Source organism: Streptomyces sp. DT190 (genome assembly GCF_049846985.1).
Lineage (GTDB): Bacteria > Actinomycetota > Actinomycetes > Streptomycetales > Streptomycetaceae > Streptomyces.
Genome location: NZ_JBNCNM010000007.1, coordinates 145,428 through 156,642 on the forward strand (window position 1 = coordinate 145,428; position 11,215 = coordinate 156,642).

12 protein-coding genes and 5 tRNA genes are annotated in these 11,215 nt (G+C 73.7%); 7 read left to right on the forward strand and 10 right to left on the reverse strand.

Annotation, left to right across the window (positions count from 1 at the left end; genetic code table 11):
* The first annotated feature begins 111 nt into the window (after positions 1-111).
* Positions 112-624: a DsbA family protein gene (locus ACPXCS_RS15255; protein WP_425949713.1), complete on the forward strand. Its 513-nt coding sequence runs from the start codon at positions 112-114 to the stop codon at positions 622-624.
* Between the two features lie 24 nt (positions 625-648).
* On the opposite strand, the gene ACPXCS_RS15260 is transcribed toward ACPXCS_RS15255, so the two are convergent.
* From ACPXCS_RS15260 to ACPXCS_RS15270, 3 genes are read right to left on the reverse strand one after another with little or no spacing between them, the layout of a single operon-like run.
* Positions 649-1,473 carry a GNAT family N-acetyltransferase gene (locus ACPXCS_RS15260; RefSeq protein ID WP_425949714.1) on the reverse strand — a complete coding sequence of 275 codons (825 nt, stop codon included), beginning with the start codon at positions 1,471-1,473 and terminating at the stop codon, positions 649-651.
* 54 nt (positions 1,474-1,527) lie between these two features.
* Positions 1,528-2,349, reverse strand: a complete 822-nt coding sequence (locus ACPXCS_RS15265; protein ID WP_425949716.1) for an aminotransferase class IV — start codon at positions 2,347-2,349, stop codon at positions 1,528-1,530.
* The gene (locus ACPXCS_RS15270) at positions 2,346-3,389 is read right to left on the reverse strand and encodes a chorismate-binding protein (protein ID WP_425949718.1); all 1,044 of its coding nucleotides are present in this window, start codon (positions 3,387-3,389) and stop codon (positions 2,346-2,348) included. The genes ACPXCS_RS15265 and ACPXCS_RS15270 overlap by 4 nt, the downstream gene beginning before the upstream one ends.
* Positions 3,390-3,567: 178 nt before the next feature.
* On the opposite strand from ACPXCS_RS15270, the gene ACPXCS_RS15275 reads away from it, so the two are divergent.
* The 5 genes from ACPXCS_RS15275 to ACPXCS_RS15295 all read left to right on the forward strand — a co-directional run bounded on the left by ACPXCS_RS15275 (position 3,568) and on the right by ACPXCS_RS15295 (position 4,034).
* Positions 3,568-3,640 (forward strand) — tRNA-Gly (locus tag ACPXCS_RS15275).
* Between the two features lie 36 nt (positions 3,641-3,676).
* Positions 3,677-3,750: transfer RNA gene (locus ACPXCS_RS15280), tRNA-Cys, on the forward strand.
* 1 nt (position 3,751) lies between these two features.
* Positions 3,752-3,823: transfer RNA gene (locus ACPXCS_RS15285), tRNA-Val, on the forward strand.
* Positions 3,824-3,847: 24 nt separating this feature from the next.
* Positions 3,848-3,919, forward strand: a tRNA-Val gene (locus tag ACPXCS_RS15290).
* A 43-nt stretch (positions 3,920-3,962) separates the two neighbouring features.
* Positions 3,963-4,034, forward strand: a tRNA-Val gene (locus tag ACPXCS_RS15295).
* Between the two features lie 58 nt (positions 4,035-4,092).
* Here ACPXCS_RS15295 and ACPXCS_RS15300 read toward each other — a convergent pair.
* From ACPXCS_RS15300 to ACPXCS_RS15315, 4 genes are all read right to left on the reverse strand, one after another.
* Positions 4,093-4,374: a zf-TFIIB domain-containing protein gene (locus ACPXCS_RS15300; RefSeq protein WP_425949720.1), complete on the reverse strand. Its 282-nt coding sequence runs from the start codon at positions 4,372-4,374 to the stop codon at positions 4,093-4,095.
* A 79-nt stretch (positions 4,375-4,453) separates the two neighbouring features.
* Positions 4,454-5,401, reverse strand: a complete 948-nt coding sequence (locus tag ACPXCS_RS15305) for a phosphotransferase family protein (RefSeq protein ID WP_425949722.1) — start codon at positions 5,399-5,401, stop codon at positions 4,454-4,456.
* A gap of 754 nt (positions 5,402-6,155) precedes the next feature.
* Complete coding sequence (locus ACPXCS_RS15310) at positions 6,156-6,365, reverse strand: hypothetical protein (RefSeq protein WP_425949723.1); 210 nt, start codon at positions 6,363-6,365, stop codon at positions 6,156-6,158.
* 233 nt (positions 6,366-6,598) lie between these two features.
* Positions 6,599-6,838 (reverse strand): hypothetical protein, encoded by a 240-nt coding sequence (locus tag ACPXCS_RS15315; RefSeq protein ID WP_425949725.1) that lies wholly within the window; start codon positions 6,836-6,838, stop codon positions 6,599-6,601.
* A 195-nt stretch (positions 6,839-7,033) separates the two neighbouring features.
* Here ACPXCS_RS15315 and ACPXCS_RS15320 point away from each other — a divergent pair, with 195 nt between their 5' ends.
* Positions 7,034-8,488: a protein kinase domain-containing protein gene (locus tag ACPXCS_RS15320; RefSeq protein ID WP_425949727.1), complete on the forward strand. Its 1,455-nt coding sequence runs from the start codon at positions 7,034-7,036 to the stop codon at positions 8,486-8,488.
* Between the two features lie 18 nt (positions 8,489-8,506).
* Here the strand turns inward: ACPXCS_RS15320 and ACPXCS_RS15325 are convergent, their stop codons facing one another.
* The 3 genes from ACPXCS_RS15325 to cobA form a co-directional block, all read right to left on the reverse strand.
* On the reverse strand, positions 8,507-8,899 hold the full coding sequence (locus tag ACPXCS_RS15325) for an NUDIX domain-containing protein (RefSeq protein ID WP_425949729.1): 393 nt from the start codon (positions 8,897-8,899) through the stop codon (positions 8,507-8,509).
* A gap of 9 nt (positions 8,900-8,908) precedes the next feature.
* Positions 8,909-9,727 carry a TrmH family RNA methyltransferase gene (locus ACPXCS_RS15330; protein WP_425970974.1) on the reverse strand — a complete coding sequence of 273 codons (819 nt, stop codon included), beginning with the start codon at positions 9,725-9,727 and terminating at the stop codon, positions 8,909-8,911.
* Positions 9,728-9,791: 64 nt separating this feature from the next.
* Positions 9,792-11,033: a uroporphyrinogen-III C-methyltransferase gene (cobA, locus tag ACPXCS_RS15335; protein ID WP_425949731.1), complete on the reverse strand. Its 1,242-nt coding sequence runs from the start codon at positions 11,031-11,033 to the stop codon at positions 9,792-9,794.
* Between the last annotated feature and the right edge of the window lie 182 nt (positions 11,034-11,215).

Sequence of the window (11,215 nt, forward strand, 5' to 3'; positions counted from 1 at the left end):
ACCCCCGCGGGCCATGCCGCCGCCGGACATCAGGGACATCTCCGGGTCCCCTCCTCCCCAGGTGCCGGTGCGGGCTGCGCCACCGGCCGCGACTCCTGGAAGACTGTCGGCATGAACGACTCCTCCCCCGCCCCCGTGCTCGAGATCTGGTGCGAACTGCAGTGTCCGGACTGCCGCACCGCGCTGGACGACCTGCGTGCCCTGCGTGAGCGCTACGGCGACCGTCTCGAGCTGCGGCTGCGGCACTTCCCGCTGGAGAAGCACAAGCACGCCTTCGCCGCCGCCCAGGCCGCGGAGGAGGCGTGGGAGCAGGGCTCGGGATGGGCGTACGTGGAGGCCGTGCTGGGCCGGGTCGAGGAGCTGGGCCGCCGGGGCGAGCCCTTCCTGGTCGAGGTGGCCCGCGAACTGGGCCTGGACGCCGAGGAGTTCGACACCGCGCTGGTCGACGGCCGGCACATCCTGATCGTGGACGCCGACCAGGCCGAGGGCAAGGCCATCGGCGTGACCGGCACCCCGACCTACGTCATCGGCGGTGAGCGGCTCGACGGGGGCAAGAGCCAGGAGGGCCTGCGCGAGCGGATCGAGGAGATCGCGGACCGGCTACTGGCCGGACAGCAGCACTGATCACCCTCCCCGGCCCCGCGGCCGCTACAACAGCGGCTTGTACAGGGCGTACTGCGTCGTCCTGTAGCCCAGGGACGCGTAGAGCCGTTCCGCCGGGGTGTTGCCGGCGAAGACGTTGAGGCCGAGGGTGCGCCGGCCCTCGGCGATCGTCTGGGCCTCGGCCAGCAGCAACAGGGTGCGGCCGTGCCCCTGACCGCGGTGGACGGCGTCGACCTCGACGTCGTAGACGAAGCCGCTGCTCTCGCGCACCGCCAGCCACAGCGTGCCCACGGGTGTGCCCAGGTGCTCGACGACGCTGATCAGCATGCCGGGGGTGGCGAGGCCCTCGGGCAGCAGCGTGGCGTGGTCCCGCTCGGACTTGGCCCGGGCCTCGGCCTCCGGGACGCCCCGCTCGACCCAGCTGCGCGCGTAGTCGGCCTTCCCCTTCTCCAGCCAGGGGCCGAACTCCGCCTCGGTCATGGGCCGGGCCCGGCTGCCGGAGGGCAGGTCGGGCGGGGTGTCGCCGAGCTCCTTCTCCATGCCGCGGTTGCGCACGACGTAGCCGAGCGCCGTGGCGAACCGCAGCGCGCGCTCGGACCCCCCGGGGGCCGTGCCCTCGATCCGGTGGCATCCCCAGCCGCGCGCCACCTCCTCGGCGGCGAGCGCGGCCACCGTGCCCCGGCCGCGTCCGCGGTCCGGCTCGTCGATGCGGAGCTTCATGATCCGGGCCACCCCGTCGCCGAACACGGGATGCGTGCCGAGGTGTATCGCCCCTACCGGACGGCCGTTCACGCACACCTGGTAGCGGCGCGAGCGCGTCCCGTCGGCGTTCTGCTGAAGCGGCTCGGTCGGCCGCAGGGTCGTGGTCATCAGGGGTGTTCTACCCGTAACCGCGGACCTGTTCAGCTCAATAAAGGCGGGCGGTCAGGGATCGAGGTCGTTCCCGGACCGCTCCTCGAAGACCTGCATGGCCTTGGCGGTCACCGGCCCCGGTGCTCCGGGCAGCTCACGGCCGTCCACCCGGTGCACGGCCTGCACGTCCCGCAGCGTGGACGTCAGGAAGATCTCGTCGGCCCGCTCCAGGACGTCCAGCGGCAGGTCGGTCTCCTGCGCCCCGGTCCACTCGATCGTGAGGGCGCGCGTGATGCCGGCGAGGCAGCCCGAGGCGAGCGGCGGGGTGTGGATCGCGCCGTCGAGGACGACGAAGACGTTCGACCCGGTGCCCTCGCAGAGCTGCCCCACGGTGTTGGCGAACAGGGCCTCGGAGGCGCCGTGTTCGCGGGCGCGGGCGAGGGCGACGACGTTCTCGGCGTACGAGGTGGTCTTCAGGCCGGCCAGCGCGCCGCGCTCGTTGCGGGTCCAGGGGACCGTGATCACGGCGGTGGAGTCGGGGCGGCGGGTCGTCCCGCCCAGGGCGACGACGAGGGTCGGCCCGTGGTCGCCGCGGTCGGAGCCGAGCGGGCCGTGGCCGCCGGTGTAGGTGATGCGGAGGCGGCCGAGCGGGACGGGGTTTTCCCTCAGGACTGCGGCGCAGGCGCGGCGCACCTCGTCGTGGTCCGGGTCGGGCAGGCCGAGGCCGCGCGCGGAGCGGGTGAGCCGGTCGAGGTGCCGGGTGAGCGCGAACGCCCGGCCGTCCACGGCCTTCACCGTCTCGAAGACGCCGTCGCCCACGGTCAGCCCGTGGTCGAAGACGGAGACGCGGGCGGACTCGATGTCCTGCAGTCCGCCGTCGAGCCAGATCTTCACGTCAGGTCCTCTCCACTCACCTCGTTCGTGCCCGACGCTATCGCGAGCAGCCGGGCCGCCTTCAGCTCGGTCTCCCGCCACTCCCCCTCGGGGTCGGACCCCCAGGTGATGCCGGCGCCGGTGCCGAAGCGCAGCAGGCCCTCGGCGCGGTCGATCCAGAACGTCCGGATGCCGACGGCCAGCTCACCGGCCTCGCGGTCGGCGTCGACCCAGCCGATCCCCCCGCAGTACGGCCCGCGGGGCGCCGTCTCCAGCGCGTCGATGATCCGCAGGGCGCTGGACTTGGGCGCGCCGGTGACCGAGCCGGGCGGGAAGGCGGCGCCGAGCAGCTCGGCCCAGCCGGCTCCGTCCGCCAGCTCGCCGCGGACCGTCGACACGAGGTGGACCAGGCCCGGGTGCTTCTCCACGGCGCACAGGTCGGGCACGGTGACGCTGCCCGTGGCGCAGACCCGTCCGATGTCGTTGCGCACCAGGTCCACGATCATCACGTTCTCGGCGTAGTCCTTCTCCAGCAGGTCGGCCTCGGTGCGGCCGGTGCCCTTGATCGGCCCGGACTCGACGACCCGTCCGTCGCGGCGCAGGAACAGCTCGGGGGACGCCGTGGCGATCTCCACGCCGTGCCCGGGCAGGCGGATCGTTCCTGCGTAGGGGGCGGGGTTGCCGCGGGCGAGCAGCGCGGTGAGGGCGTCGACGTCGGCGGCGGGTGCCACGGGCGCGGACAGCACCCGGCACAGGTTCGCCTGGTAGACCTCGCCGGCCGCGATGTGGTCGCGGATCCGCCGCACCGCCGCCGTGTACCCGGCGCGGTCGAGCGAGGACGCCCAGTCACCCGCCGCCGGGCCGCGCCACGCGCCCGGTACGGGCGGGGGCACCTCCGCCGTGCGCACCTGGGCGAAGCGGGCGCAGGTCAGACGGCCCTCGAAGTCGGCGCAGACGGCCCAGAAACCGCTGGACTCCAGGGCTTCGGGATCGTCGGTGACATCGAGGAGCCCGGTGGCGACACGGTCGCCGAAGCGGGCGAGGGGAGGGAGGTCGAGCACGTTGTCGAGTCTATGGCGGGTGTCCGGCGGGTGACCGGGGGATGTCCCTTCGAGGGCACCGCCGGCGCCCCTGAGCAGGGCAGGCGCAGCACGCTGCGCAAACGCGTTTTTGTACTGGCACGGGAATCCGCTAGAGTTCAACACGTCGCCGGGCCGCGAGAGCGGACCGAAACGACAAGCGGACGTAGCTCAGTTGGTAGAGCGCAACCTTGCCAAGGTTGAGGTCGCGAGTTCGAGCCTCGTCGTCCGCTCGAAGGAAGAGGGGGCTCCCGGCCCCCTGCACTCCTGGTGGAGTGGCCGAGAGGCGAGGCAACGGCCTGCAAAGCCGTCTACACGGGTTCAAATCCCGTCTCCACCTCCAAGGACGATTAGCTCAGCGGGAGAGCGCTTCCCTGACACGGAAGAGGTCACTGGTTCAATCCCAGTATCGTCCACTGGATCTTCCCGGAGATCCACCCGCGCGATTAGCTCAGCGGGAGAGCGCTTCCCTGACACGGAAGAGGTCACTGGTTCAATCCCAGTATCGCGCACGCAGTGCCCATGATCCGCTGCATTCGGTGGTCATGGTCCCGAGGACGATTAGCTCAGCGGGAGAGCGCTTCCCTGACACGGAAGAGGTCACTGGTTCAATCCCAGTATCGTCCACATCACACCGGAGCCCCTGGCCGTTCGACGGCCGGGGGCTTCGTCGTGCGTGGGCGTCTCAGGACGAGAACAGCATGTGCCCGAAGCCCTTGTTGCGGTGGTGACCGTGGTGGCCGTGGTGCCCGTGCGGGGCGCCCCAGGCGGGGGCCGGCGGGGCGGGGTAGGCCTGCGGGGCGGGCGGGGGCGGTGGGCCCGGCTGGGACCACTGGGCCTCCAGACGGGTCAGCGACTCCAGCTCGCCGTAGTCGAGGAAGATCCCTCGGCAGCCGCTGCACTGCTCTATCTGGACACCGTTGCGGTTGTACGTGTGCATCGGCGCATGGCACTTCGGACACTGCATGGTCGTTCAACTCCTCGCCCGTCGGTGCTGCTTCGCGTCTCGCCAGGACAGACTCCGTCCCGCCCTGGTCGGTTGCACCCTACTTCGCGCGGTCCTGCGCCAAGTGCGGCGGGATGGCGGACATGCGCCCGCAGGCGTCCAGGACCGCCTGCTCCACCTCGTCCAGGGGCCGTCCGGCCGCGACCGCCTTGGTCACGGACCGGGCCGCGGTCTGCACGGTGAGGGCGCGGGCCGGGACGTCCAGGGCGGGCCAGGGGTCGCCGTCGGCGGGTACGGCCGGGCCGCCGGCCGCGCGATAGGCGGCGAGGAACCGGGTCCAGGCGTCGGGCGGGAGCAGGCCGCAGGCGTACCAGGCGGCGGGGCGGGCGAGGTCCCAGGCCGGGACGCCGACGCCGAGGTCGTCCACGTCGATCAGCAGCCAGGGACCGTCGGGGACGGGGTGGCGCAGGAGCTGGCCGAGGTGGAGGTCGCCGTGGCAGAGGGTGGTGGTGTCGGGCATGGGGGCCTCGGCGCGGGCCCAGGCGGGGAGGGTGTCCCAGGCGCGCAGCACGGCGGCGATGGCGGAAGGCGCTCCGGCGGTTTGGCGGAGCCGGGCGACGGCGCGGGCCGCCTTGACCGGACCGCGCATGGGCGGCAGACCCGCGGGGGCGGGGACGCGGTGGAGGCGGGCGAGGAGCGTCGCGGCGGCTTCCCAGGGGGCGGCGTCCGGGTCGTCCGGGTCGACGGGGGTGCCGTAGGGCCAGAGTGTGACCAGGCGGCCGTGCAGGTCGAGCGGGGCCGGGGCGAGCGGGGGCAGCAGGATGCCGGGGTGACTCGCGGCGACGGCGAGCCGGCCGGTCAGCTCGGCGGGGACGGTGCCCGGGGGGTGGGCCTTGGCGACGGTGTCGCCGTGGCGTACGACGGTGCCGTCGGGGCGGTCCGCGAGGGTGGCCGCGCCGCAGGGGCAACGCGCGGGGCCGGCATGCGCGCGCTCCCGGGCCGTGGCGGTGAGGGCGGGTATGAGCCGGTGGTCCGGGGCGAGCGTCACGGGGTGAGGGTACGCCGGGGCGCAGGGGCGGGTTCCCGAGTGCCCGGAGTCGGTGTCAGGCCCGGGAGGAGGCAAGGTCGGGAACGCCGGGGTGGCTTCGCCCGCTCCCGGCGTCAGCGGCGGGCCGGGGGGATGCACCGTCCGGAGCGGCGGAGTGGGTGCACGGTCCGGAGCGCGGGGTGGCCCCGCACGCCATCGGCGTCGGGCGCCGGGCCGGATGAATGCACCTTCCGGAGCGGCTTCGCACGCTCCCGGAGTCCGCACCAGGCCGGTCGGATGCACGGTCCGGACCGGCGGAGTGGATGCACGGTTCCGGCGCGGCGGCCTGGGCCTCGCACACTCCCGACGTGCGCACCGGGCCAGGTGGACACACGGTCCGGACCCCGCGGAGTGAATGGGCGGTCAGGGCGCGGCGGCCCGGGCCTCGCACACTCCCGACGTCCGCACCGGACCGGGTGATTGCACCGTCCGCAGCGGCGGGCTGACCCCGCAGGCTCTCGGCATGCGCACCGGACACGGTGAATACACCGTCCGGAACGGCGGAGTGGCCTCGTATGCTCTCGCCTTCGATCCGCCAGGGGGTTCCCCTGCCCCCCCCCCCCCCCGCGCGGTAGGCCGTCGTCGGGGAAAAGCAATGCCGGCGCAGCTCCCCAGCTGCGCCGGCATTTGTGCCGTCCGCCGCACCCCCGTCCCCACGGGGTTTCATGGGTGGATGTCCCCGCCCGGACCGCTCTTCCGGGCCTGGGGTCGCCGCTCAGCGCCCCAGCATCTCTCCCACGGACGACGCCTGTGTGGCCACTGTCTCCCACCCGTCGAAGACGAGGAGGAGCAGGGCCGCCAGGGGAAGGGCCATCAGCGTCGCCACCACGGGGTGGCGACGGCCCTGGCGGCGCGGGCGGAACGCGGCGGCGTACACCTTGCGTCCCTCCTCGCGGATCAGCGTCCGCGGTGCCGTGTGGGCCATGGTCCCTCTCCTGACCTGCTTTGTTGTCGTTGACAGCGGCGGGTGTCTGACCTCGGGGGACGAGTGCTGCACCCGCCGCTTGACCTCAAATCTAGGCGCGCGGCCCCTCCCGGGCGTCATGCCCTCGTACCGATTGCCGGGCCTCCCGGAGGATGAGCCGTCCCACGCGATGTACTCCCCTGGGTGGAGACACCGGCCGGTGTCTCAGGGTCTTCCCCGACGGGACGACCGGATCATCCCGCTTTCTCCGAGCTCTCCTCCCGCGGAACCGGCTGTTCCACGAGCGCCAGCACCCGGTTCGCCATGAACCGCGCCGTACGTACGACTGCCCCGGTTCGCGTGACTTCGCTCACTTCCACGACACCCCGGCGCACCGCCGTCTCCACCCTGCGGCCGGCCCGGCTCGCCACCACCTCGTACGTACGCGTCGTGTCCCCGGCATCCACGACTATCTCCACGCGATCACCCTTCACAGGACCAATCCCCCTTCTGCGACGGGTGGTTGGGATCACGCACGGCGCGAAGTCCGCCTCCCCGCGCCCTCCCTGACCACCTTTCAATTCTCCCACCGACCACTGACAATCCATCACTCCGAGAGGGCGCGGCCTCTGCGCGCGGGCGGCCGTGGAAACGTAAGCTGTGGCTCGTCACAGGACCGGGCAGCGGGGATGAACATGGCGATGATGCGCCTGAGGCGCGAGGACCCGCGCGTCGTCGGCTCGTTCAAGCTTCACAGACGGCTGGGCGCGGGCGGGATGGGCGTGGTCTACCTGGGCTCCGACAAGAAGGGGCAGCGGGTCGCGCTCAAGGTCATCCGGCCCGATCTCGCGGAGGACCAGGAGTTCCGCTCGCGGTTCGCCCGTGAGGTCTCGGCGGCCAGACGGATCCGCGGCGGCTGCACGGCCCGGCTCGTGGCCGCCGACCTCGACGCGGACCGCCCCTGGTTCGCCACCCAGTACGTGCCCGGCCCGTCCCTGCACGACAAGGTCGCCGCCGAGGGGCCGCTCGGTGCGGCGGACGTCGCCGCCGTCGGTGCCGCCCTGTCGGAGGGCCTGGTCGCGGTGCACGAGGCCGGGGTCGTGCACCGGGATCTGAAGCCGTCCAACATCCTGCTGTCCCCGAAGGGGCCGCGGATCATCGACTTCGGCATCGCCTGGGCGACCGGTGCCTCGACGCTGACCCACGTGGGCACGGCCGTCGGCTCGCCGGGCTTCCTCGCGCCGGAGCAGGTGCGCGGGGCGGCCGTCACCCCGGCCACGGACGTGTTCTCGCTGGGCGCCACCCTCGCCTACTGCTCGATGGGCGACTCGCCCTTCGGGCACGGCAGTTCCGAGGTGATGCTGTACCGGGTGGTGCACGAGGAACCGCAGTTGCAGGGCGTACCCGACGCACTGGCCCCGCTGGTGCGGGCGTGCCTGGCGAAGGACCCCGAGGAACGGCCCAGCACGCTCCAACTGTCGCTGCGGCTCAAGGAGATCGCGGCCCGCGAGTCCCAGGACCTGACCGGCGTCCGGCCACCCGCGCCACGCGGGGGCGACGCCGAACGGCCCGCCGACACCTACCCCGACCGCGGCCGGGGCCGGCAGGCCCCGGGGACGTCCGGTGGCCAGCGGGGCCGGGGCACTCCCCCGCCCCGAGGTGGCGCTCCGGCGCGGGACGGCGTCACGCCGGCCGACGGCGGCCCGGCGTCCCAGGGCGGAACCGGTCCGCGGGGCGCGTCCCGGGCGTCCGGCACCGGCAACCGGCCGTCGGGCGGCGGTCAGCGCGGCCGGACCCCGGTGCGCGGTGGCGCCGCACGCGGCGGCACCCCGTCGCGGTCGGGTGCGCGGCCGACGCCCACCGGGCGCAACGGGACGCGGCCGGGCAGCGGCAGCCGGTCCGGCCCGCACAGCGGCACCGGGCGCCCGGCGCCCCGGAACACCGGGACCGGGCTGCGGCCCGCCAATCCGCGGCTGCTGCGCCAGCGCCTCTTCGTGTTCGTCGTGGTCACCCTGCTGGTGGCGGTGGGCATCGCCCTGGTGCAGGGCTGCCAGGGCCCGGCGCGTGGGCTCGGCGGCGACGGGGCGGGCGTACGGCAGGAGCACGTCCAGCCGGACCCCGGGCCGCGCGGGTACCGGCCGTAGCGCGCGGGCCGCGGGCCGTCACAGACGCGGCATGATCCGCTCGAAGAACGCGCGGTCGCCGTCGAAGACCGGGTCCAGGGCCAGGAACTCCTCCGGGGTGACCCAGCGGGTGTCGGCGACCTCGACCGGGTCGGGCACGACCTCTCCCGTGTCCGCCCGGGCGGTCCACCAGTGGAGGCGGAAGCGGAGGTCGTCGGTCTCCGACTCCCAGACCTTCCGCAGGGGTACGACGGTGAGGCCGACCTCCTCGCGGACCTCCCGGACGACCGCCTGCTCCTGGGTCTCGCCCGGTTCGACCTTGCCGCTGAGCGGCTGCCAGTAGCCGGGGCGGGCGACGCCCGGGCCGCGCCGGATCGCGAGCAGGCGCCCACCGCGCAGGAGTACGGCGACGACGGCCTCGCGCTGCTCCATGGGCGGGCTCTACACCCGGGGGCGGCCGGTGGCCACCGCGTAGAAGGCGACGGCGGCCGCCGCACCCACGTTGAGGGAGTCCACCCCGTGGGACATGGGGATGCGGACCCATTCGTCGGCGGCGACCAGGGCCTGTGTGGACAGGCCGTCGCCCTCGGCGCCGAGCATGAGGGCCACCCGGTCCATGGTGTGCGGGGCGGCCTCGTCGAGGGACCGGGCCTTCTCGTCGGGGGTGAGGGCGAGGAGCGTGAACCCCGCCTCGCGGACCGACTCCAGGCCCTTGGGCCAGGTGTCGAGGCGGGCGTACGGCACGGAGAACACCGCGCCCATGGAGACCTTCACGCTGCGGCGGTACAGGGGGTCGGCGCAGTCCGGGGAGAGCAGGACCGCGTCCATGCCGAGGGCGGCGGCGGAGCGGAAGATCGCACCGATGTTGGTGTGGTCGTTGACCGACTCCATGACGACGACGCGGCGGGTGGTCCCCAGCAGGTCGGCCGCCGTGGGCAGGGGCTTGCGCTGCATGGAGGCGAGGGCGCCGCGGTGCACGTGGTATCCGGTGACCCGCTCGGCCAGTTCCGGGCTGACGGCGTAGACGGGGGCGGGGAGTTCGTCGATGACGTCGCGCATGACGTCGACCCACTTCGCCGAGAGCAGCATGGACCGCATTTCGTAGCCCGCCTCCCTTGCCCGGCGGATGACCTTCTCGCCCTCGGCGATGAACAGGCCCTCGGCGGGTTCGCGCTTGCGGCGCAACTCCACGTCGGTCAGGCCGGTGTAGTCGCGCAGGCGAGGGTCGTCGGGGTCCTCGACGGTGATGAGATCGGCCACAGGGTGATACTGCCTTGTCCTGGGTGCGGTGCCAACGGCTGGGTACGGGTTGTGTTACCCGGGGTTACTTCCGGGGTGCGCCGGGTGCCGGGCCGACCTTGACGACATCGCCGATGACGATGACCGCCGGGGGCTTCACGTCCTCGGTCCGCACCGTCTCCCCGACGGTCGCCAGGGTGGCGTCGACACGGCGCTGGCCGGCCGTGGTGCCCTCCTGGATCAGGGCGACGGGCGCGTCCGGGGACTTGCCGTGGGCGATGAGCGTCTCGGCGACCTTCCCGATCGTGCCGACGCCCATGAGGATCACCAGGGTGCCCGTCAGCTTGGCCAGGGACGGCCAGTCGACCAGGGAGCGCTCGTCGTCGGGGGCGATGTGGCCGCTGACGACGGTGAACTCGTGGGCGACGCCCCGGTGGGTGACCGGGATGCCGGCGGCGCCGGGCACCGAGATGGAGCTGGAGATGCCGGGCACGACCGTGCACGGGATGCCGGCCTCGGCCAGCGCCTGCACCTCCTCCATGCCGCGCCCGTAGACGAAGGGGTCCCCGCCCTTCAGCCGTACGACGGACTTGCCCTGCTTGGCGTACTCGATCAGGGCCTCGTTGATGGCCTCCTGGGCCATGAACCTGCCGTAGGGGAGCTTGGCCGCGTCGATGACCTCGACGTTCGGGGAGAGCTCGGCGAGCAGGTCGCGCGGGCCGAGGTGGTCGGTGATGACCACGTCGGCCTCGCCGAGCAGGCGGCGGCCGCGCACGGTGATCAGGTCCGGGTCGCCGGGGCCGCCGCCGACCAGGGCGACTCCGGGCGTGCGGGTGCGGTGGTGCGGGGCGACCAGCGTGCCGTCGCGCAGGCCCTCGACGACGGCGTCGCGGATGGCGGCGGTGTGGCGGGGGTCGCGGCCGCGGGCGTCGGTGGTGAGGACGGCGACCGTGACGCCCTCGCTGTGGCCGGTCGCCGGGGTCCAGGCGGTGGCCTGGTCGGCGTCGTCGGAACGGACGCACCACACGCGGTGGCGTTCCGCTTCCGCCGAGGCCCGGGTGTTGGCCTCCGCGTCACTGGTGGCGATCAGGGCGTACCAGGCGTCCGCGAGGTCCCCCTCCTCGTACCGGCGCCGCTGCCAGGTGATCTCGCCGGCGTCCGCCATCGCCTCGACCGAGGGGGTGGCCTCCGGGGACACCAGGAGGACGTCCGCGCCGGCGGCGACGAGCGCCGGGAGGCGGCGCTGGGCGACCTGGCCGCCGCCGAGGACGACCACGCGGCGGCCGGTGAGGCGGAGGCCTACGGGGTAGGCGGGGTGTTCGGCCATGAGGGTGCGGCTCCTGTTGACGGCGGTGCGGTAGCCCTGACGTGCGGATTTTAATGGGCAGGCGGAAGGGCGGCTCGGGTGGTCCAGTGGCTGGGCACGACGGCCGGGTGCCGGACACGGTCCGTGCCCACCCGCTCCGCCGCGCGGAACGGATGGGCACGGATCAGCGGGGGCTCCGGGAG

Coding starts and splice junctions, on each gene's coding strand:
- ACPXCS_RS15255 (WP_425949713.1), top strand. CDS start 112: ATGAACGACTCCTCCCCCGCCCCCGTGCTCGAGATCTGGTGCGAACTG.
- ACPXCS_RS15260 (WP_425949714.1), bottom strand. CDS start 1,473: ATGACCACGACCCTGCGGCCGACCGAGCCGCTTCAGCAGAACGCCGAC.
- ACPXCS_RS15300 (WP_425949720.1), bottom strand. CDS start 4,374: ATGCAGTGTCCGAAGTGCCATGCGCCGATGCACACGTACAACCGCAAC.
- ACPXCS_RS15310 (WP_425949723.1), bottom strand. CDS start 6,365: ATGGCCCACACGGCACCGCGGACGCTGATCCGCGAGGAGGGACGCAAG.
- ACPXCS_RS15320 (WP_425949727.1), top strand. CDS start 7,034: ATGAACATGGCGATGATGCGCCTGAGGCGCGAGGACCCGCGCGTCGTC.
- ACPXCS_RS15325 (WP_425949729.1), bottom strand. CDS start 8,899: ATGGAGCAGCGCGAGGCCGTCGTCGCCGTACTCCTGCGCGGTGGGCGC.
- cobA (WP_425949731.1), bottom strand. CDS start 11,033: ATGGCCGAACACCCCGCCTACCCCGTAGGCCTCCGCCTCACCGGCCGC.